Raw genomic sequence first — 21777 nt, 5'->3', positions numbered from 1 at the left:
GAAAGTTAGCGCGCGCACCGCCTATAGTCAAGCGGTCGTTTTAATACACCCCTTAAAACAGCTACAACTTTGGTCGACCACATAGTAGCTTTCTGATTTATAAAATAAAAAAACCTGCCAGCAAAAATGCTGACAGGTTAATAAACGACGCTTATGTCCCAATTCCAGTTACTGCATTCGAATGCCTCCATCCAACCGAATCACTTCACCGTTCAACATTGGGTTAGTAATAATATGTTCGGCCAGCTGGGCAAATTCACCAGGCTTACCCAATCGCTTGGGAAAAGGCACCGCAGCGGCTAACGCTTGGGCCGCGTCATCAGGAATCTCACTCATCATAGGGGTTTCAAACACACCCGGCGCAATCGCCATAACGCGAATAGCATGACGGGAAAGCTCTCTGGCCGCAGGCAAACTCATGCCCACTACGCCAGCCTTGGAAGCACTGTAAGCACACTGGCCAACCTGCCCATCGAATGCGGCTATAGAAGCCGTATTAATAATTACGCCCCTCTCGCCGCTTTCATTAGGGGCATTTTTAGCCATGGCTGCGGCCGCTAATCGCATCACATTAAACGTGCCGATTAGATTGATGTTGATCGTTTTTGCATAGCTTTCCAGGTCTGCAGGATTACCATTACGATCCACAAGCTTGGCTACACTTACCACGCCAGCACAGTGAATAACGCCAGAAAGACCGCTTTCACCACCCATTGCAACCGCTTCGTCAATCGCCTGCTGCATTTCATCAGCAGAAGTAATATCAGCCATGCAGGCCTTTGCACGATCACCTAAGCGCTTGGCGTGATCCACCACGCTGTTGTTCATATCGCAAAGTACAACCTTCCCACCGGCAGCCACTAAACGCTCTGCAGTTGCCGCACCTAAACCTGAAGCAGCCCCTGTAATTAAAAACGTACAATCCTTTACCTGCATTTCAACTTTCCTTTAATTATTTGTCGTTGCGTGCTTGCTCAGTGGCTTGGGCACGAAGTTTAAAGCGCTGAATTTTACCACTAGGCGTTTTTGGCAGCTCATCGACAAACTCAATTACCCTAGGGAACGCATGGGTGGAAAGACGCTCACGCACCTGCTGGCGGATTTCATCGGCAAGCGCCTCGCTAGCTTCATACCCATCACGCAGCACGATGTAAGATTTAATCACCTCACCGCGAATCTCGTCCGGCTGCCCAACCGCCGCAGACTCTGCAACCGCTGGGTGTGTCATCACGCTGTTTTCAACGTCCGTGGGGCCGACCCGATAGCCTGCAGTGGTGATAATGTCGTCATCACGTCCGGCAAATTGGAATGAGCCGTCTTCATTGCGAATAACCACATCACCAGTTAGGTAGTAACCATTTACAAAGGGGTCTTTTTCTTGCCAGGTATAACCCTGGAAGAAGTGGGCTGGTGAGTTTTTAATGTCAACCGCAAGCACACCCGGCTCACCAGGTGGCAGCTCGTTATACTCTGCGTCCAAAATGGCTAGACGGTAACCCGGCATCGGCACACCCATAGCGCCTACATGCTTGGGGTGATCAAGGGAGTGATGGTTATTACAGGTCATGCCGGTTTCTGTTTGGCCATAGTGATCCATGACCGGACAACCCAACGACTTCTCCACCCAGGTCACTACTTCCGTATTGAGCGGCTCGCCTGCTGAGCTTGCCGCGCGAAGCTCAAGCGTTTGGTGGGCATCATCGAACAGCCCTGATGCTTTCATTAAACGGTATGCCGTAGGAGCTGCCGCGAAATTAGTAATATGGTGGCGCTTCATAAACGCCAATGCACCTTCTGCACTGAAGCCCGCCTCGCAGAAGTGCGTGGTAACACCGAGCAGCAGCGGTCCGGCAATCGCATAATAAAGCCCGTATGCCCAACCAGGATCCGCCATATTCCAAAAGCGGTCATCGTCACGAAGATCGACTGCCAGCTCCATATAGAGAGCAAACGCTGTCATCCCGGAAAGCGGCACTGCCACGCCTTTTGGCTTGCCCACTGTGCCTGAGGTAAACATCTGAAGAAAAGGTTTTTCAGGGGCAAGCCGGGGTGGCTTTTCGCTCATTGACGTATGCGTCAATGCAGCCTGCCAGTCATGGTCATTAGGGTGTTCGCTGGTAGAACCACCTACCGCCAAAACAGGTGGGCACTGACTTAGCCCGTCAAACTTATAGCGGTTAGCGTGATCAGTAATCACCAGCTTGGTATCAGCGCGCCCCAAGCGATAATCCACCGCATCGGGGCCAAACGCGGTAAACAACGGCTGGTAGACCGCACCAATTCGCCAAGTAGCAAGCACAGCTACTAGCAGCGCTGGTGAGCGCGGCAGCATACAGGCTATGCGATCGCCCTCGCCAAGCCCCTGCGTCTTAAACCAGCCAGCAAGCTTGCCACTCTGCTCGTCTAGCTCTGCGTAAGTCAGGGTATGCGTTTCCCCATTGATATCTTCCTGTACCAGCGCAAGCACATCTCCTCGCCCCTGGCGCACATGACGGCCACAGCATGCTTCAAAGGCATTAAGGTAACCATCTTGATGGTCATCTAGCCTGGCAATCATACTGTCAACCGTAAAGCTTTCCAGGAAGGTCGAATAGGTGGGTAATGAGGCTGATGTTGCTGTCATGATGGCTCTCTTATGTTGTTAGTCGTGAGCAGTGGTACGCAAACAGACAGGCCAGGGTTCCGAGCTTACGCATTATTATTGTCCGTTTACGTTAACGGAAACCTTGCAGTTGAGCTAACGCTAAAAGCATTTACGCGGGAGCGCAAGCAATCAGCGTTCTAAATAGATTAGACGTTGGTCGATCGAAAGGGTTAACGCGCCATAATCATAGCGACCAGTTCATCGGCTAAATCGTCGGGGGTTCGCGGCCCGCTGGGGTCGTACCAACGCACCGTCCAGTTCAGCGCCCCCAAGATAAACCGCGACACCAGAAAGCGGTCACCGTGAATAAGCTCTGCTGCCAGCGCATCGTCAATAACGTCTACCCAGAGTGCTTCGTAGGCATCCCGCAGGTGGCTTAGGTGGGCACTCGCATCAGGATCTAATCGCCGCCATTCAAATAATGCGACCACATGGGCATTGCGATCAGCAAACAGCGTTTCCAAATGCGCTCGTGCCATAGCATGCAGGCGCGCCTCAGGATCATCGTCGCATTTCTGAAGCGCTGCTTTGGCAATGCTAAGCGCATTCTGAGTGCCCTCCTCTATCACCGCAGCCAATATCTCCTGCTTATCTTTAAAGTGATGAAACAGGCTGCCAGACTTAATGCCCATTTCTTGCGCCAGCATACGCACTGTGGTGCGGTCAAAGCCTTCTTGGACGAATAGCTGAGCGGCTAAACGTGTCAATTCCTTGCGGCGAGGAGATGCATTCATTACATTCATATTATTTACACTAGCGCTTGCTTGGTTACTTAGGAGAAGACCACAGCCCTGCCAACGGGTCAACGCATCCCTAGCCACTCTGCAAGATAATCACAATAAATCTGTCAGGAGACGTACCAATGAGTAATGCCACCGACGTTGTATTTTTATCCGCGACCCGCACGCCTATGGGCGGAATGATGGGTAGCCTTTCCAGCATGACCGCCCCAGAGCTTGCAGCCGTTGCAATCCGCGCAGCCATAGAGCGCGCCGGTATCGAGCCAGAGACTGTTGAAGAAGGCATCATCGGCTGTGTACTACCTGCTGGGGTAAAACAAGGACCAGCCCGCCAAGCTATGCGCCAGGCAGGCATTCCCGATGCCAATGGTGCCACCACCATCAATAAACTGTGCGGTTCTGGCATGAAAGCTACCATGCTGGCCCATGATTTGATCAAAGCAGGTACCGGCGAAATCCTGCTCGCGGGTGGCATGGAGTCGATGTCTAATGCCCCTCACGTACTCACTAAAGCACGCGGCGGCTACCGTTTAGGTCATGGTGAACTGAAAGACCACATGTTCCTTGACGGCCTAGAAGATGCCGAAACGGGCAAGTTGATGGGCGTTTTCGCCCAGGATGTTGCGTCAGAACGTGGCTACACCCGCGAACGTCTAGACGATTTTGCCATTGCGTCTTTAGAGCGCGCCATGGACGCCACCAATAAAGGCCACTTAGCGGCTGAAATGGCTCCCGTAACAGTGACTACCCGCCAAGGTGAAACGCTGGTCGAGCATGACGAACAGCCTTTCCAAGCCAAACTGGATAAAATTCGCCAGCTGCGCCCAGCGTTTGCCAAAGACGGTACTATTACTGCTGCCAACGCCAGCTCCATTTCCGACGGCGCCTCGGCGCTTATTTTGGCCAGTAATAAAGCCGCTAAACGGCACGGCGTAAAGCCGCTTGCGAAAATGCTTGGCCATACCACCCATTCTCGTCATCCCAGCGAATTCACTATTGCGCCAGTAGGGGCCATTGAAAAGCTGATGAAAAAGCTTGGCTGGGGCGTTAACGACGTGGATCTCTTCGAGATTAACGAAGCGTTTGCGGTCGTTACGTTAATGGCAATGGATGACCTTGGCTTACCCCATGAAAAGGTTAACGTGTTTGGCGGCGCCTGCGCCCAAGGGCATCCGATTGGTTCGACCGGTTCACGGGTAATTGCAACACTTATTCATGCCCTACGTACCAAAGGCGGCAAACGCGGTATTGCTAGTCTTTGTATTGGTGGCGGCGAAGCCACCGCAGTAGCAGTTGAGCTTATCGACTAATACGACTTACCAATCTACCCGCGTCTTGGCGCACTAATCATGCCAAGGCGCGATACTCATTCTGTACTTCACGCGCGTCTAAAGTTGCCAAGGTCTCCCAATCTGGTGATTTTACCGTCACCAAAGCCTCTGCTTCTTTTTTAAGCTCTTCAGCCATACGGAACTGACCGGCATATTCACGCATCTGCAAGGCTTCCTGCGCTAGCCCTTCGGCGCTTTGTGCTGCCTGATTAACAAGCCTTAACGTATCTTGGGTCGTCATATCAATTTGCGCCACAGCACTATTTACCTCGTCGATACCCCGTCGCTGCTCTTCAGAAGCACGGGCCATTTGCGCCATTAACTGCTCTACCTGAGTGGCCGCCTGCATAATATCGCGCGTATGCTCGCCCGCTTGATGGGACAGCTTGCTACCCTTTTCGACGCTTTGACGTGATGCTTCAATACGTGACCGGATCTCATGTGCAGCATTCGCACTGCGCGTTGCTAGCGCCCGCACTTCACTGGCGACTACCGCAAAACCTCGTCCGTGCTCACCCGCACGCGCTGCTTCAACTGAAGCGTTCAAAGCAAGAATATTCGTTTGGAAAGCGATGCTTTCAATCATTGAAATAATGCTTTGTATTTCTTCAGAATGGTCATTGATGGCCTGCATCGTAGCAATAAACTGGGCGATTATCTGGTCACCCTGCTGTGCTTTGTATGAAACATCAGTGGTTGCGTGATTCACATGCGCAGCACTCTCTGCATTCTGGCTTACCGTGGCGGTTAACTGCTCAAGACTTGCCGCCATTTGTATAAGCGCAGCCGCCTGGGAATCAGTTTGCCCTGCCAATTGCAGACTTTGGGCCTTCATTACCTGGCTATCGGTATAAACCTGCTGACTGCTGTTGTTGAGGTGGTTAACTGTCGTCTTCAACGCATTCTGCATACTTGCCAATTCGCTAAACAGGCGGCCGATTTCATTCGCAGCATGAGCCTCTACTGGCGTTGATAGGTCGCCCTTAGCGATACGCCTAAAATGTTGCGTTATGGTATTTAGAGGCCGAAGAACGTTTTTACGTACGCCCCACACCACAAACGCAACGGTTAGTAGCGCCAAACAAACAACCCCAAGCACTCCCCAAAAAAGTAGTGATGATACTTTTTGAAAACGATTGAGCAACCCAGCACCACGGGCAACGGAATAATCATAAAAAGCATCGGCAGTACTCACGAATTTCTGGCTGCTCTCATCCACTCGGGATTCACCAGAAAGGAAGCCACGAACATCGCGCTCTTCCAACATCATCATTTGCAAACTTAAATTATTATTAACCAATGAGCGGAAATCATTCGCTAACTGATCCACTAGCTCAAGTCGCTCTTCCTCAGAAAAACTCGAGTGGAAAGCATTAAACCGGGCTGAAGCCGCACTCAATAAACTTTCTGCTTCTTCTAGTAAAGGTTCTGGACGATCAAACGATGGGGTGCGAATTAGTTCTGCAGCTCGGTTCATTTGTATGCGAGCACGCAGCAGCTGAGTATAGGCACCGTTCAGCTCGCGCACCTGCGCCATATCTCGCTGCTGTAATGATGTGAATGCCTCTCGGCCGAAATGATTGGCAAATAGGCCTAAGCTACCGATTGCTAGCACTAAAAAGCTAAAGGTAACTAATACCAGCGCCCAGCTCGCTTTAACGCTTAGATTATTGATCATGCGCATATAAGGCTCTCAACAAAAGCTTTCCAACTAAGGCTTTTAACCACGTGATTGGCGGTTAGCGTGCAGTGGCAACCAAAGCTGCAGACGTCGACGGATCTCTAATAGCGCTTGTTCATATGCATCTAATTTACTAATTAACCTTGGATCACGAATATCCCAGAAGAGCACTTCTTCCGCATGCCCCTGCCAATCTCTACACACCTGTTGCGCCTTGTCGCAAAGCACAATAACAAAATCAAAGTACTCATCCTCAAACTCATCCAGTGACTTACTACGCAACCCTTCCGTAGAAAGCCCTTGTTTACGTAGCGCCTCTAACGTTAGCGCATGGGGTTCGTCTGGCTCGGAACCTGCACTAAAAGCATCAAAATGATCACTTGCCATCTGGCGAAGCAGCGCCTCCCCCATCAAAGACCGTGCAGAATTGGCATTACAAAGAAACAGCACGCGACGCTTTGGCATAAATAAAAGACCTCTTGATGAGTTTAATTTCAGCAATTTACGCTCTCAAGATGACGCATTTATTGCAGTCTACTGGTTACTAGTACAAATATACGAAAAAACATATATCATAAGTATTAATAATCACTCTTACGATGTAAAAGGAACACCACTAATGGCATTGCTTGATGACTTACCAAACGTGGACAGCAGTATGTTTAAAGCGCCTACTCCTGAAACATTGATGCTCCCTCCTAGCGACCAGCCTACGCCTAACATCTTATTGCTCTACGGTTCACTGCGAGCGCGTTCATTCAGCCGATTGGTGGTTGAAGAAGCCGCTCGGCTACTCACTGCAATGGGGGCTAATGCAAAAATTTTTGATCCTCGTGGCTTACCCTTGCCGGATGCGGAAGATGCAAGCCACCCGAAAGTGGATGAGCTGAGGACACTGGCACAGTGGTCTGACGGAATGGTGTGGTGCTCGCCTGAGCGCCACGGCGCAATGACTGGCATTATGAAAGCACAAATTGACTGGATCCCGCTTGCGCTAGGCGGCGTTCGCCCTACCCAGGGTAAAACCCTTGCCGTGATGCAAGTATGCGGCGGCTCCCAGTCATTCAACACGGTAAATCAGTTGCGCATTTTAGGTCGCTGGATGCGCATGGTGACGATCCCCAATCAGTCATCAGTGCCTAAGGCCTTTATGGAATTTGATGACAATGACCGTATGAAACCTTCGCCGTTTTATGACCGCATTGTTGATGTCATGGAAGAGCTGGTGAAATTCACCCTGCTGGTTCATGAGCGTAGCGACCTGCTAACCGACCGCTACTCTGAACGCAAAGAGAGCGCCGAAGAAGTCTCTAAACGCGTCAACCAGCGCGCCATTTAAGAAAGGAGTGATCTTATGACAACTCAGAGCAATGCTTCCCCCACTATTGCTGATATGGGACTGTTTGAACGCTACCTTTCTGTATGGGTAGCGATTGCCATTGTCGCTGGGATTGCACTTGGGCAGTTCGCTCCTGCCGTGCCAGAGGTGTTATCGCGGTTTGAGTATGCCCAGGTATCAATTCCGATTGCGGTATTAATCTGGGCGATGATTTTCCCCATGATGGCACAAATTGACTTCAGCGCGATTGCAGGGGTGCGTCGCCAGCCAAAGGGCTTGACCATTACCACCACGGTCAACTGGCTAATTAAGCCTTTCACCATGTTCGCCTTAGCTTGGCTGTTTTTCATGGTGATATTTCGGCCCTTTATTCCTGAAGAACTGGCCAGTCAATATCTAGCGGGTGCCATATTATTAGGCGCAGCACCTTGCACCGCGATGGTATTTGTATGGAGCTACCTCACCCGTGGTGATGCGGCCTACACCCTCGTTCAGGTGGCTTTGAATGATCTGATCATGCTGTTTGCCTTTGCACCGCTGGTGGTTTTTTTACTCGGCATCTCGAATATCCAGGTACCGTGGGATACGGTTATTTTATCCGTGGTGCTGTACATTGTGATTCCACTTGCAGCGGGCTATTTCACCCGTAAAACACTGATCACCAAGTATGGCACCGAGTGGTACGACAACGTGTTTATGAAGCGTGTCGGCCCTATCACGCCCATCGGGCTAATCATTACCCTGGTGCTGCTATTCGCCTTCCAAGGCGACGTCATTCTGAATAATCCGCTGCATATCATATTGATCGCCATTCCGCTGATTATCCAAACATTTTTGATCTTCTTTATTGCCTATGGCTGGGCTAAAGCGTGGCGTGTGCCACACAACATCGCAGCTCCTGGTGCAATGATTGGTGCCAGCAACTTTTTTGAACTGGCGGTCGCAGCGGCCATTGCCCTGTTTGGCTTACAGTCAGGTGCCGCGCTCGCTACGGTGGTGGGTGTTCTAGTAGAAGTACCACTTATGCTCGCGCTAGTGCGCATTGCTAACAAAACGCGTCAGCATTTTCCTGAAAACGCACCGTAAAGAGGCACTTGAATGGCCCATTACTTAATTTTCCTTGGTTCAACAAGAACCTCCACACCGCCCGCCCCCGCCCGCTTAGGCGAGCGGGTATCCAAGGCGTGCAAACGTCTACTTAGCTCGCTACCCGATACAACGGCAGAGGTCATAGACCCGCTAACGTTAGATCTTAACGGCCCTTTTAAGCCGCATTTTGCTTACGCAAAAAAAGCGGTTCCCACAGACCTTGACGCCCTTGCGGGTAAAATTGAGCACGCCGATGGCTACGTGATGGTCAGTCCTGAATACAACCACACCATGAGCCCGGCACTAAGCCATTTGCTGAATCATTTTGGCGCGTCACTGTTTGCCTTTAAGCCCAGCGCCATCGTGACTTACTCCATGGGACAATGGGGAGGCGCGCGTGCTGCGGTTAGCATGCGCGCATTTCTCTCTGAGTTGGGGTGCCTGCCAGTGTCCGCCATGATTCATATACCCAAAGCCCAGGAAGCGCTGAGCGACGATGGGCAATTTGTACAGGAACAGGAGCGCTGGGAAAGCTATTTTGGCCGTACGTTAGGCCAATTAACCTGGTGGGCAGAGGCAGCCAAAGCGCAAAAAGCCGAGCAAGATCCTGCAACGCTATCGCCTACGTTTAATACGTCGCCCGCTCAGCGCAATGCACCTACGGAGTGAGCGATGAAGCATGTGATTGAAATAGACAGCGACGCCATCGACTTCATCAAACAACAAGGCAGCGCCGTCACTGTTCGTCTTTCCCCTCGCCACGGCTGCTGCGGAGGGCTTGCCAACCTAGCGGTAGCCGAAGCGCAATCCCCAAATGCCACCCAACACTACCAACATCATGTTCAAGAGAATATTTCGATCTACATTGCCCCTGAACTGGCTCATCAAGGGCTGCGCATTGGCGTTGAAGGCTGGTGGAAATTTCGCCATCTTTATGTGGATGGCACCGTTATTCAATCAAAATAGATGACACAAAACATAAAGGCAGGATTGCCTTAACGAAAGCATTGACTAGATAATATACGCATAAACATATATTGTTATAATCATATTTCATTTAGACCTATGCGAGGTATCCCGTGACGGAATCTAGTCCTACCTCAACTTCCTCCTTTGCCGGTCGCTTGCTTTATCTCGCCAAGGAGAACCCCAACCAAGTACGCTGGCTCGCTGCCGTAGTGGGAATTTTTCTGCTGATCTATTTCCTGCCCGCTGGAACAGCGCGCTTCGACAACGCCGTGTTGGAAGGCATTCGATTGACACACTGGTACGCACAGGAACACGTCATTCTCTGCCTACTGCCAGCCTTTCTGATCGCTGGCGCTATGGCTGCCTATCTAAACGAAGGCGCCGTGATGCGCTACCTAGGGCCTAACGCCTCAAAGCCTGTCGCTTTTGGCATGGCTTCGGTTTCTGGCACGCTGCTGGCCGTTTGTTCTTGCACCGTACTACCGCTTTTCGGCGGCATTTATCGTCGGGGCGCAGGTCTGGGGCCTGCCATTGCCTTTCTTTATTCAGGTCCCGCCATCAATATTATGGCGATTGTGGTAACCGCCAAAGTACTTGGCTTGGAGCTGGGGTTAGCCAGAGCTATCGGCGCGATTGTATTTGCCGTGGTAATTGGCGTCATCATGCACCTAATCTACCGCCGCGAGGAGCAGGCCCGTGCCACTAAAAATAGCCGTGGCTTCAGTGGTGAGCTCTCTCGCCCTTTAAGCCAAATCGGGTTTTTTTTTGGTTTGATGGTGGGCATCCTGGTCTTCGCTAACTGGGCGGCAGCCGACAGCGCTGTCTGGATGACCCTTCATGCCTATAAATGGCATATCACTGCCGTACTTTCCGGGCTTTTCGCACTGCTACTGATTCGCCGCTGGAACTGGCCGCTTCATCAAGTAGCGGTGCTGGCAAGTGCCGTCGCCATCGCCGCCGTACTAGTTCCCAGCGTACCTGAACTGGCGTTCGCGGTCGGTATTATCGGCCTTATGCTGATTGCCACTCTGCGTGACGAAGACCGTGAATGGGCAGAGCAGAGCTGGGAATTCACCAAACTGATCATGCCACTGCTACTGGTTGGGGTATTCGTAGCTGGTCTGCTGTTAGGCCGCCCCGGTGAGGAAGGCCTCATCCCTTCAGAGTGGGTGGTACTGGCAGTAGGAGATAACGGCTTGCGCTCTACCTTCCTTGCCTCGTTACTGGGCGGCTTTATGTATTTCTCGACCCTTACCGAAGTGCCCATCGTTCAAGGCCTGATTGGTAACGGGATGGGCAAGGGCCCAGCGTTAGCCCTGTTGCTGGCAGGGCCTGCCCTGTCGTTACCCAACATGCTAGTGATTCGCACCATCATAGGTACGCAAAAAACCCTGGTTTACTGCACACTGGTTGTCGTAATGGCAACACTATCAGGCTATTTATATGGCCAGTTTTGGCCTTAACTAACAAGTACTACCGCAACGATGTTGTGGTAAGAAAACGCTCAAACTGACAGGAGTGATGTCATGAAACTCAAGATATACGGTAGCGGCTGCAAAAAGTGCCAACAACTGACCGACAACGCACAGGAAGCGGCCAATGCCCTCGGCTTAACGGTGGATATCGAGAAAATTACTGATGTGAACGCCATTATTGACGAAGGCATTATGCGCACGCCTGCGCTAAGCATCGAGGACGATATCGTCATTGAGGGTAAAGTAGCCAGCGCAGAAGATATTCAGAAACTGCTCAAAGCATCATAATGTGTCGATGATACAATCCTACTGACTAGGCACACGGATAAGCAGTAACACTAGCGTCGCTCCGAGCATTAACAGTGCCGTCAGCCACAGCGCACTGGCACCACTGTGCTCAATCAGCAGGCCAAATAGCAGTGGTGCGAGTGCTTGAGACGCACGTGCGGGGGCAATAATAAGCCCTTGCCGCCGACCGAACCCTTTAGGGCCAAATAACGCTAGCGGCAACGTGCCGGAAGCAATGGTCATCATACCGTTGCCCGCACCATGCAGTAACGCAAAACCGGCAGCAGGCATACCAACGGCTGTTAACAGTGCGGCACCTAACGGATGCAGCGTTGTTGCCACGCGTGCCGCCACTAACGGATGGCAGTGCCTGAGCAGTATAAACTCTCCCATGCGCGCTGCTACCTGCGCAGGCCCCACAAGCGCGGAAGCAGCAATTGCGACTGAAAGTGACGCACCACTCTCCTGCAGAAGCCTTGGAAGATGCGCCGCCATCGCCGTCGACACAAACCACCCAGCCGCAAACACATAGGCTAGTAGCAGCATAGTTAAGCGGGGACGGTCTGGCCTTGGCGCTCGTTGATCGGCCTCACTAAAAACGGCGTTGCTAGCCACTTTAGGCAGGCTGAAATTCAAGGGCATACCGATCAACACATGCGCTAATGCCCAGCTAGCGCAGGCCACGCGCCAGCCCCATTCGTTTTCCAACCATGCGGTAAGCGGCCACCCCACCGTGCTGGCAAAACCAGCAACCAGCGTAACACCGGTAATCGATGCCCTCGCTTGACGCCCTAATAATCGGCCTAAGGTGGCAAAGGCAGCATCGTATAGCCCCATCGCCATCCCAATCCCCGTCACCAACCAAGCAAGTATTAGCGAGGGTAAACCCTGGGACACGGCCATTATGCCAAGACCCAGTGCCAATACCCCATTAGAGGCCATCAACACGCCTCGCCCGCCTTGCCTATCGATCCATCGGCCAACGGAAGGCCCGAGCACTGCCGTCAGCAGTAAGGCTGCTGAAAAAGCGCCAAATACCCAGCTAGTTGAGACACCTAACTCTTTTGCTATTGGGACTGCAAGAATAGCGGGCAGATAATAGCTGGAAGCCCAGGCGAGGGTTTGCGCACTGCCTAATGTGAGCGTTAAACCAACCCTGGGCGAGCGAATCATGCGGTTTGTTTAGGCAACGCCAGTGCCATCAATGAACTGGCTGCCACTAAGGCCGCCGATACCCAAAGACAGGCACTCAGCCCATACGCCATATATAGCCAGCCTGATAGCAAGGTTCCCACCAACCGCCCCATGGCATTGGCCATATAGTAGAAGCCAACGTCCATCGAGACGCCATCGGCACGGGCATAATGAACGATCAGGTAACTGTGCCAGCTGGAATTAATCGCAAACAGCACACCAAACGCTAAAAGCCCGACCACTAGCCAAGCCACCTGCTCTAGCGGTAGCAACGCCAATAAAATTGCCAACACTGCTAGAGCAGCTGCCCAGCCTGCGGTTAGCGCGCGAGCATCCCCCTTAATCAGCCGAGTTAGCTTAGGTGCCTGGGTTTGGACCCCGCCGTAGCCAATAATCCATGCTGCCAGTAATCCCCCCACCGTCCAGTGGGTCCAGCCGTGCTGGTCATATAAAAACACCGGCAACGCCACTACGAACCAGACATCCCTTGATGCAAACAGGCAAAAACGCGCCGCTGAAAGCACATTAATCGCGCGGGACTTGGAGAAAATTTCCGAAAACTTAGGCTTTACCTTCTGGCGCCCTAAATCAGCCTTCAAGCGCCAAAAAGAGAGTAAGAGCACCCCACTAAGCATCACCGCCATGGCAATCACCGCACCACGGAAACCAATCAGCGTTAGCAACACCCCGCCAATAAAAAAGCCGAGACCTTTCAATGCATTTTTAGAGCCGGTCAGCATCGCTACCCAACGGTAAAGCGCGCTATTGGCATTGGCACTCTCTTTAGGTACCAGCACTTTAACCGCACTTTTAGCGCTCATTTTGTTTAGGTCTTTGGCGATCCCAGACAACGCCTGAGCCGCCATGACCCAAACAACCGTAAGCATTCCTGCGGGCACCATCAGCATAGCAAGGGCGATAATTTGCAACCCAAGCCCCACATTCATCGTGCGGTTCAAGCCTAACCGCGCACCCAGCCAGCCGCCCACCAAGTTGGTCACTACGCCAAAGGCTTCGTAGAACAGAAACAGCATGGCAATTTGCAGCGGCGAGTAGCCCAACTGGTGAAAATACATCACTACCAACATGCGCAGCGCGCCATCGGTAATGGTAAATGCCCAGTAGTTACCGGTGATTAGCATGTATTGGCGCACCTCGAAAGGCAGCGCTCGAACCCGGCTCAGCAGGGAATCACTCACCCCCATCGGCTCCACCCACTTTCATAGCGAGTTCAGCGGTACGGTTGGCATAACCCCACTCGTTGTCATACCAGGCGTAAAGCTTAAGCTGGGTGCCGTTGACGACCATGGTGGAAAGCGCATCGATAATGGAGCTGCGTGGGTCAGTGCGATAATCAATCGATACCAGCGGGCGTTCTTCATAACCCAAAATACCGACAAGCTCTCCCTCCGCGGCCGTCTTCAGCGCTAGATTAACTTCTTCCGCCGTGACCGCGCGCTCAAGCTCAAACACCATATCAGTGAGCGATGCGTTGGCCAGCGGCACGCGAATGGCATGACCATTTAGCTTGCCTTCCAGCTCGGGGAAAATTGCGGTGATCGCTTTCGCAGAGCCGGTCGTTGTCGGAATCAGACTCATGCCACAAGCGCGAGCACGACGCAGGTCTCTATGCGGCGCATCCAGAATGGTTTGAGTGTTGGTAATGTCGTGTACCGTGGTCATCGAGCCATGGCGAATGCCAAAGGTTTCCTGAATCACTTTCACCACCGGTGCCAAGCAGTTAGTGGTACAACTAGCGGCGGTCACAATTCGATGCTGAGCAGGATCGTAAAGGTGATCATTAACGCCTACCACCACGTTCAGCACGCTAGCATCTTTAATTGGTGCACTCACCACCACCCGCGCAACCCCTTGGTCAAGGTATGCTTGAAGTGTGGCGGTTTCTTTCATTTTACCCGAGCACTCAATGACCACGTCACACGCTGACCAGTCACTGTCAGCAATCATTTTATTGGCACTAAATGAAACAGATTTACCATCTAAAACAATCGTATTGTTAGAGGTGGTGATCCCATTACCAGGCGACCAGTGACCATGTACCGAGTCAAATTCAAGCAGGTGGGCAAACGTTGCCGCATCGCCACCCGGGTCATTAATACGGATAAGTTCTACCGCCCCAGTTTCAACCCCAGCCCAGAGACTGCGCAGCGCCAGCCGACCAATACGACCAAACCCGTTAATACCAATACGTAATGCCATGAGGCCTCCTGTTTAGTTAAACATATGGATGAATGGCTAGATAAGCGAATAGGTGAACAGTACAAAAATCGTAATGCAAACATACGAAAAAACATATATAAAAAACTAAAAAAATGCCTGCAGGTTAGCTTAGCGCTAGCTTGCAGGCAGTACTTAGTTAACCGTAGCGACCAGAGATATAGTCTTCGGTTTTCTTCTGTGCAGGGGTTGAGAACATTACTTTGGTATCGTTGTACTCGATGATTTCCCCTAAATGGAAAAACGCCGTGTAGTCAGCTACCCGTGCAGCCTGCTGCATATTATGCGTGACTGTCACGATGGTGAACTGCTCTTTCAGTTTATCCATCAGATCTTCAATCGTTGCTGTAGAGATCGGATCTAACGCAGAAGTAGGTTCATCCATTAAAATGACATCCGGCTGAACCGCAATTGCTCGTGCAATACACAGGCGCTGTTGCTGACCACCGGACAAGGAAGTACCTGGTTCCTGTAGCTTATCCTTCACTTCATTCCATAGGCCTGCATCGCGCAACGCTTTCTCAACAAGCTCATCTTGATCTGCTTTACGACTTACTAAGTCATGCATGCGCGGTGCGTAAGCAATATTTTCGTAGATCGACTTAGGAAAAGGATTCGGCTTCTGGAACACCATCCCTACCCGGCGGCGTAGCGCCACTTCATCCATTTTTGCAGCGTTCACATCACGGCCGTCCATTTCGACCAAGCCTTCTGTATGGACGCTAGGGATCAAGTCATTCATGCGGTTTAAGCAGCGCAAAAAGGTCGACTTACCGCATCCCGAAGGGCCAATCAGCGCGGTCACGTTCTTCTGGAACAGGTCGATGTTTAGACCTTTCAGGGCTTGGCTCTTGCCGTACCACAGGTTGAGGTCGCGAACGCGAATACTGAGGTCGTGGCACGCTTGCTCGTTACGTGTATAGGGCTGACCAACGTCTGGTGCATGCTGCTGATTCATAACGGGTGCTTGGCTATTCATAGTCATGTCCTCTATCGCGCTGGCCTACCAGCGACGCTCAAATTTCTTACGTAACACAACGGCAAAGGCGTTGAGTGAGATGAGTATGGTGAGTAGCACCAAAATACCGCCGGCTGTTTTTTCCACAAACGCCTGCTCAGGCTCACCTGACCAAGTAAATATTTGCGCAGGCATAACGGTGGCCGCTTCAGTAAAGGACGCACCGACATCAGGAATAAATGCCACCATACCGACAATAATCAGCGGTGCTGTTTCACCCATCGCCTGAGCAAGCCCGATGATGGAGCCGGTCATAATGCCCGGCATTGCCAAAGGCAAAACGTGATCGCGTACGACTTGCCAGCGCGAACACCCCACCCCAAAGGCAGCATGGCGAATAGAATCTGGTACGCTACGCAACGCGGTTCGCGTCGAGATAATAATAACTGGCAACGTCATCAGTGCTAGCGTCATACCACCGGCCAACGGCGACGAACGCGGAACCCCGAAAAAGTTGATAAAGATCGCTAAGCCCAGCAAACCAAATAGGATCGACGGGATTGCGGCCAGGTTATTGATGTTGATTTCAATTGCCTGGGTGAAGCGGTTATCCGGCGCAAACTCTTCTAAATAAACGGCGGTCATTACCCCGATAGGAAACGAGATTAATAGCGTTACGATCATCGTCATTACGGTGCCGACCACGGCTGAAAGGATACCTGCGTTCTCAGCGATTTTTGAATCACCGGATCCAAAAAAGGTGGTATTGAAGCGCAAGCTCACTTGGCCCGACTCCAGTCGCTCGTCTATAGCGGCCTGTTCCTCTTCGTTTAGACGGTGGCGATGCCCTTTAATATACTGATCAGCTTCACTATTAATTAATAGCCATCTTTCTTCGGTGGTACCGAGCATGCTTGGATCATTGCGCATCTGAAGAGGGATAGTGCGCAATTCAGTACGACTTACCAATGGCACTAGGTCTTCGGCAATAGCCTGACGGGCATCGGTGGAAGCCTCTTCTGTATAATTCAACTCGGTCAGAACGTACGCCTGTTGAAAGGCTGGTAAGCCTTTGCTCAGCATGTCAGCAAAGAAGAGCACCAGAAACAGGCCTGCCAAGCCCAACGATCCCATCGAGATCCATTTAAGGCGGGCAGACTTACGGTGACGCCGCTTTAGCTGCTGGCTGATTTCGTCAAAAGTATGGCTCATCGAAACAGTTCCTCAGCGTTACAGGTTATTCACGCGGTATTTTTCGCGGAAACGACGGATCATTAGTACGGACACCAGGTTCAGCGCGAGCGTTACCGCAAACAGCACAAGCCCAAGGGCAAAGGCCGACAAGGTTTCAGCGCTTTCAAACTCTTGGTCCCCTGTTAAAGCCGCCACAATTCGCACGGTCACCGTGGTCATATCTTCCAGCGGATTAGCGGTGAGATTGGGCCGCATACCTGCTGCCATCACCACAATCATGGTTTCGCCTAGCGCTCGTGACATACCCAAGAGTGCCGCCGAAATAATCCCGGGCAGAGCAGCAGGAATGACCACGTCTCGAATGGTTTCACCTTTGGTCATGCCTAATGCCAGCGACCCTTGGCGCATACTATCGGGCACAGAATTAATCACATCGTCAGACAGCGACGAGATAAACGGGATAATCATGATACCCATTACGACACCTGGGGCGACTGCGTTATTGTAAGAAGCATCGAGCCCAAAAAATCCGGCGATATTGACAATAATGGGCGCTACCGTAATCGCGGCAAAAAAGCCGTAAACCACGGTAGGAATTCCCGCGAGCACTTCCAGTACTGGTTTAGCGACAGTGCGCACGCGCTGAGGGGCGAACTCCGACATGTAAATCGCGGAGAGCAGGCCGATAGGAACAGCGACCAGCATAGCGATAGCGGTAATCATAAAGGTACCGGCAAATAGCGGTATCGAGCCAAACTCAGCCCCACTACCATCGCCACGACCCGCTGACGCTAAAAAGCTCGCGCCTGGATTCCAAGTAGTGCCGGTAATGAATTCCCAAAAGCTGTGCATTTGGAAAAAACGCAGCGCCTCGGAAATAATCGAGAACAAAATACCAAACGTAGTGAAAATCGAGATTAACGCTGCTCCGGCCAAGACCATGCGAATGACCCGCTCAATGGCCTGCCGGGCGTGAAAATCAGGTTTAACTTGGTTAAGACTTACCATCAGCCCTATGGCTGCAATCACCAAACTCGCGGACAATAAATAGAGCGTAGGAATATCAGCGCCCATTAAAAGCAGTACAAAAGCCCCCAACGTACTCACTAGTACAGCTGGACCGGCAGTTGAGAGCACGGTAAACCAGGCGTATTGATCTGGCTGAGCAAACATCGCCGTACCCGCACTGCGTAACCGGGTGGCTTTTGAACGGCCAGCAAAAAACGCTAGCAGCCCCAGCAGTAGTAACGCACCGCAAAAAATCAGAAGAAGCTGGTTAGTCTGCATCGAATTTCTCTCGCATTACTTAATGAAATCGTATTGACGACTACTTTGGGGTAAAAACATTACAACAATGTGACAGAGGCCAATATTCGCCGTCATAAAACGAAAGGCCGACAGCTTTCGCTGCCGACCATTTTCATTTCTAACTCAGCGACTTACTTAAGAACGTCTGCTGACATTGTAGTGCGATCAGCAACCGCTTGACGCCACTCTTCACGCTCTTCTTCCGGCAGTACGATCAAGCCGATATCGCGAAGATAGCCGTCACTGCCAATCATCATTTCGCTCATAAACATGTCGGCGTAGTCGTACATCGGCGGTACTTCTTCAGCGTGCTGGTTCTTGACGTAGAACCACATTGAACGCGAAACAGGATAATCACCCGAGCTAATAGCCTCTGGCGTTGGCTCAACGCCGCCAATGGTGGCACCGTTCAGCGTATCGGTATTCTCTTCAAGGAAAGAGTAGCCAAAGATGCCCATTGCGCCGGTGTCTTCGCTTAAGCGCTGAACGATCAGGTTATCGTTCTCACCAGCGTCGATATAAACACCGTCAGAACGAATTTCAGTGTAGGCTTCTTCATACTCGTCCATCTCTTCGGAAGCCACTTCCATGACAAGCTCTTCAAAAGCGTCACGGGTACCAGAAGTCGTGGGCGGACCATAGATAGAGATTTCACGGTCTGGCAGCGATGAGTCAATCTCGCTCCAGTTAGTGTAGGGGTTGTCGACTAGCTCGCCATCAACCGGCACCTGAGCGGCAACTGCCATGAAAATCTGCTCAAGCGTCAGGTCAACAACATCATTTGTGTTGGACTGACCCAGTACGATACCGTCAGAACCAATTTTAGCTTCGGTGATGTCGGTAACGCCATTCTCTTCACAGCGCTCAAATTCGCCCAATTTCATGCGGCGTGACGCATTGGTGATATCGGGCGTGCCTTCGCCAACACCATTACAGAACAGACGCAAACCACCACCCGACCCTGTTGATTCAATAACAGGGGTAGGGTTACCGGTAGTGGCACCGAACTCTTCAGTAACGTAGCTGGCAAACGGGTAAACGGTACTGGAACCTACGATACGGATCTGATCACGTGCCTGGGCAACACCGGCAACGCTCATTACGGCAGCCGCGATCACGGTCGTTTTTAGAATACGGTTCATGCGAAATACTCCTGTCGATGTAAGGTTTTGGCCTTCGCAGGTCGTACTTTGCACCGCTTCGATGACAACTTTGTGACACAGCATGACTTAACAGAAAAATTTTAGTCCGAAATACCGCATACCCCGTACTAAATTAACAGCCCCAACGCCGCTAGCGTGCATAGTCCAAGCGAAGCTCCCTGCAACAATCGCCTATCCAACCGATGAGCAATCGTATCTGCCAACGCGTTACCAACTAGCACTGCAGGTAGAAATGTTAAAGCCAATTTAAAATGCCAAGCAGACACCTGACCTGCTAACCCTAGCGTTGCCAGCGTTAAAAGAGACGTCAAAATAAAGAAAGCAGCTAAATTGCCGCGTAGACGATCCGCTGGGAAGCCATGCATTAGCAGGACAATAGGAGGGCCACCGATGGCAGCCACCGTGCCGAAGATACCTGATAGAACGCCAGCTAGGAACAGCGTCACACGGTTCACAGGGGGATGGAAACGAAACAGTGTTACTGCTACAGCAAACAGCACGATAGCAGCGATCAGCTTTTCCAATATTACTAACGGAGCAGCCAACAATAACCAAATACCCAATGCGTTCCCCGGCAAGCGGCCAATTAATGCAACGCCTATCGCATCAAGGCGTACTTCTTGCCAATAGTGGCGCACCATTAGTAATGAAACGGTGAATCCAAACAGCACTAAAACAACCGGCACCAAGCGTGGCTCTAGCATTAGTAGTAGCGGCGCCCCTACCACTGCTAAACCGAAGCCTGTGGCACGCTGTACGAAAGCTCCCAGCATCAATACGGCTGAGCAAGAAAGCCATATATCAAGCGGCATATCCATCCATGACAACAGGTTATTCATTAAATCGACCATCTTGCCCTTACGCTAGAATCATTCAACAGAACAACATTAGTACGAAACATCGTACGTAGGCTTACTTGTCAGTTTTCTAACGCCGATATTACCTAGCAGCGCGGCTACTAACATTGTGAGCACCATTGGCCACAGGTGCTCTACTTGGAATAAACCCACCATCACCCCAGCAATAGCCCCACAGCTAAACTGGATGCCGCCCAGCAAGGCAGTTGCTGTGGCACTAATATGTCCAAAATGATCGAGTAGCGCAGAGATGGCATTTGGCGTGATCAAGCCAATCATGCCGGTAAACAGCATGATCAGCGGAACCACTACATAAAGCGACGCGAGATTAAGGGCTGTCACTGTTACCAGCCCTAGCGCTGCAATGAGCTGAATGGTTAACCCAAGTCTTAAATTCTGCTGAGGCGAGCGCTTACGCAGCAAATGAATATTGACGCGATTAGATAACGCAATCACAAGGACATTGACGCCAAATACTAGTGGGTAAACGCTAGGCGATAACGAGAAGTAGTCTAAGTATAAAAATGGAGAAGCCGTTACAAAAGCAAACAGCCCAGCGAATGAGGCTGCGACGGCGCATATATAGCCCATCCCCTCTTTATGACGCAGCACGCTAGCGTAGTTACGTATAACTTGGCGCGGCGAAGCAGCGGGCAGGTTCGTATCTCGCGTCTCGGGTAAACGCGTGCCTAACAGCCAAAGCAAAAATCCTGCATAAGCGGCCAAAAATACAAAGATCAACCACCACCCGGCAACGTGTAGCAAGAGACTGCCCACCGCAGGAGCGACCAATGGTGCTAGCATCATAATCATCGCCATTGTTGACATGACCTTAGCGGCTTCACGTCCGCTAAAGCAGTCGCGCACAATCGCTGCCGAGTTAACCACACAGGCACCTCCGCCCAGCGCTTGAATGAATCGCCATGCCAACAAGGAAGACAAACTATCCACGGTAGTGATCATTAGGCTTGCAAGCATAAACACCACCAAACCGCTGAGTAAAACAGGCTTACGCCCAATCCGATCTGACAGTGGTCCAAAGCACAGCTGACCTATTGCAAAACCAAATAAGAACATACTGATAGAGAGTTCAGTATGATGAATACTCGCATTGATATTTTCAGCCAGTATCCCCATGGCAGGTAAATAAGCATCAATTGCAAACGGCGCAAGCGCTGTATTGGCCGCCACCAACAGCGCCACCCGACGAGGATCAAGTTCCATAAATATCCTTGAAGTGGGCACTAAACAGCAGAGAATGCCGCTGAATAGATAGGACGCTAATTATAATCGATTTCAATTCGTTTGT

General features: G+C 51.4%; 21 protein-coding genes. 7 read left to right on the top strand and 14 right to left on the bottom strand.

All coding sequences use genetic code 11. The annotated features are described in order from the left end of the window. Nucleotides 1-168: 168 nt before the first annotated feature. The 3 genes from CR46_RS0104665 to CR46_RS0104655 form a co-directional block, all read right to left on the bottom strand. Nucleotides 169-936 carry an SDR family NAD(P)-dependent oxidoreductase gene (locus CR46_RS0104665; RefSeq protein WP_030070343.1) on the bottom strand — a complete coding sequence of 256 codons (768 nt, stop codon included), beginning with the start codon at nucleotides 934-936 and terminating at the stop codon, nucleotides 169-171. Between the two features lie 16 nt (nucleotides 937-952). Then, the gene (locus CR46_RS0104660; RefSeq protein WP_030070342.1) at nucleotides 953-2623 is read right to left on the bottom strand and encodes an AMP-binding protein; all 1671 of its coding nucleotides are present in this window, start codon (nucleotides 2621-2623) and stop codon (nucleotides 953-955) included. 191 nt (nucleotides 2624-2814) lie between these two features. Then, a complete protein-coding gene (locus tag CR46_RS0104655; protein WP_030070341.1) occupies nucleotides 2815-3378 on the bottom strand; it encodes a TetR/AcrR family transcriptional regulator in 564 nt (187 codons plus the stop codon). 128 nt (nucleotides 3379-3506) lie between these two features. Here CR46_RS0104655 and CR46_RS0104650 point away from each other — a divergent pair, with 128 nt between their 5' ends. Continuing rightward, on the top strand, nucleotides 3507-4694 hold the full coding sequence (locus tag CR46_RS0104650) for an acetyl-CoA C-acyltransferase (RefSeq protein WP_030070340.1): 1188 nt from the start codon (nucleotides 3507-3509) through the stop codon (nucleotides 4692-4694). Between the two features lie 37 nt (nucleotides 4695-4731). On the opposite strand, the gene CR46_RS0104645 is transcribed toward CR46_RS0104650, so the two are convergent. Together CR46_RS0104645 and CR46_RS0104640 are read right to left on the bottom strand one after the other, a co-directional pair. Continuing rightward, nucleotides 4732-6399, bottom strand: a complete 1668-nt coding sequence (locus tag CR46_RS0104645; RefSeq protein ID WP_030070339.1) for a methyl-accepting chemotaxis protein — start codon at nucleotides 6397-6399, stop codon at nucleotides 4732-4734. 36 nt (nucleotides 6400-6435) lie between these two features. After that, nucleotides 6436-6861: an arsenate reductase ArsC gene (locus tag CR46_RS0104640; protein ID WP_030070338.1), complete on the bottom strand. Its 426-nt coding sequence runs from the start codon at nucleotides 6859-6861 to the stop codon at nucleotides 6436-6438. A 154-nt stretch (nucleotides 6862-7015) separates the two neighbouring features. On the opposite strand from CR46_RS0104640, the gene arsH reads away from it, so the two are divergent. From arsH to CR46_RS0104610, 6 genes are all read left to right on the top strand, one after another. Further along, entirely contained in the window at nucleotides 7016-7735 is a 720-nt protein-coding gene (gene arsH, locus CR46_RS0104635; RefSeq protein WP_030070337.1) for an arsenical resistance protein ArsH, read from the top strand. 15 nt (nucleotides 7736-7750) lie between these two features. Next, nucleotides 7751-8821 (top strand): ACR3 family arsenite efflux transporter, encoded by a 1071-nt coding sequence (gene arsB, locus CR46_RS0104630; protein WP_030070336.1) that lies wholly within the window; start codon nucleotides 7751-7753, stop codon nucleotides 8819-8821. A 12-nt stretch (nucleotides 8822-8833) separates the two neighbouring features. After that, nucleotides 8834-9493, top strand: a complete 660-nt coding sequence (locus CR46_RS0104625) for an NADPH-dependent FMN reductase (protein ID WP_030070335.1) — start codon at nucleotides 8834-8836, stop codon at nucleotides 9491-9493. Between the two features lie 3 nt (nucleotides 9494-9496). Continuing rightward, nucleotides 9497-9790 carry a CC/Se motif family (seleno)protein gene (locus CR46_RS0104620; protein ID WP_030070334.1) on the top strand — a complete coding sequence of 98 codons (294 nt, stop codon included), beginning with the start codon at nucleotides 9497-9499 and terminating at the stop codon, nucleotides 9788-9790. Between the two features lie 113 nt (nucleotides 9791-9903). Then, nucleotides 9904-11256 (top strand): permease, encoded by a 1353-nt coding sequence (locus CR46_RS0104615; RefSeq protein ID WP_030070333.1) that lies wholly within the window; start codon nucleotides 9904-9906, stop codon nucleotides 11254-11256. A 63-nt stretch (nucleotides 11257-11319) separates the two neighbouring features. Then, nucleotides 11320-11556 carry a thioredoxin family protein gene (locus CR46_RS0104610; protein WP_030070332.1) on the top strand — a complete coding sequence of 79 codons (237 nt, stop codon included), beginning with the start codon at nucleotides 11320-11322 and terminating at the stop codon, nucleotides 11554-11556. A gap of 18 nt (nucleotides 11557-11574) precedes the next feature. On the opposite strand, the gene CR46_RS0104605 is transcribed toward CR46_RS0104610, so the two are convergent. The 9 genes from CR46_RS0104605 to CR46_RS0104565 all read right to left on the bottom strand — a co-directional run bounded on the left by CR46_RS0104605 (nucleotide 11575) and on the right by CR46_RS0104565 (nucleotide 21692). Further along, complete coding sequence (locus CR46_RS0104605; RefSeq protein WP_030070331.1) at nucleotides 11575-12729, bottom strand: MFS transporter; 1155 nt, start codon at nucleotides 12727-12729, stop codon at nucleotides 11575-11577. Next, on the bottom strand, nucleotides 12726-13892 hold the full coding sequence (arsJ, locus tag CR46_RS0104600; protein ID WP_264019188.1) for an organoarsenical effux MFS transporter ArsJ: 1167 nt from the start codon (nucleotides 13890-13892) through the stop codon (nucleotides 12726-12728). The genes CR46_RS0104605 and arsJ overlap by 4 nt, the downstream gene beginning before the upstream one ends. Before the next feature lie 49 nt (nucleotides 13893-13941). Continuing rightward, a complete protein-coding gene (locus tag CR46_RS0104595; RefSeq protein WP_030070329.1) occupies nucleotides 13942-14970 on the bottom strand; it encodes an ArsJ-associated glyceraldehyde-3-phosphate dehydrogenase in 1029 nt (342 codons plus the stop codon). A 157-nt stretch (nucleotides 14971-15127) separates the two neighbouring features. Then, the gene (gene pstB, locus CR46_RS0104590) at nucleotides 15128-15967 is read right to left on the bottom strand and encodes a phosphate ABC transporter ATP-binding protein PstB (protein ID WP_030070328.1); all 840 of its coding nucleotides are present in this window, start codon (nucleotides 15965-15967) and stop codon (nucleotides 15128-15130) included. Between the two features lie 24 nt (nucleotides 15968-15991). Further along, nucleotides 15992-17158 (bottom strand): phosphate ABC transporter permease PstA, encoded by a 1167-nt coding sequence (gene pstA / locus CR46_RS0104585; RefSeq protein ID WP_030070327.1) that lies wholly within the window; start codon nucleotides 17156-17158, stop codon nucleotides 15992-15994. Nucleotides 17159-17176: 18 nt separating this feature from the next. Beyond that, the gene (gene pstC / locus CR46_RS0104580) at nucleotides 17177-18427 is read right to left on the bottom strand and encodes a phosphate ABC transporter permease subunit PstC (RefSeq protein ID WP_030070326.1); all 1251 of its coding nucleotides are present in this window, start codon (nucleotides 18425-18427) and stop codon (nucleotides 17177-17179) included. 152 nt (nucleotides 18428-18579) lie between these two features. Then, on the bottom strand, nucleotides 18580-19590 hold the full coding sequence (locus CR46_RS0104575; RefSeq protein WP_030070325.1) for a substrate-binding domain-containing protein: 1011 nt from the start codon (nucleotides 19588-19590) through the stop codon (nucleotides 18580-18582). A 128-nt stretch (nucleotides 19591-19718) separates the two neighbouring features. After that, nucleotides 19719-20450 carry a sulfite exporter TauE/SafE family protein gene (locus CR46_RS0104570; protein ID WP_030070324.1) on the bottom strand — a complete coding sequence of 244 codons (732 nt, stop codon included), beginning with the start codon at nucleotides 20448-20450 and terminating at the stop codon, nucleotides 19719-19721. Between the two features lie 48 nt (nucleotides 20451-20498). Beyond that, nucleotides 20499-21692: a Bcr/CflA family multidrug efflux MFS transporter gene (locus tag CR46_RS0104565; RefSeq protein WP_030070323.1), complete on the bottom strand. Its 1194-nt coding sequence runs from the start codon at nucleotides 21690-21692 to the stop codon at nucleotides 20499-20501. Between the last annotated feature and the right edge of the window lie 85 nt (nucleotides 21693-21777).

Origin of the sequence: Vreelandella neptunia (genome assembly GCF_000712975.1) — a bacterium.
In the GTDB taxonomy this organism is placed as follows: domain Bacteria; phylum Pseudomonadota; class Gammaproteobacteria; order Pseudomonadales; family Halomonadaceae; genus Vreelandella; species Vreelandella qaidamensis.
Note: the sequence above shows the minus strand (reverse complement) of the source record. Positions and strands in the feature narration are given on the sequence as shown.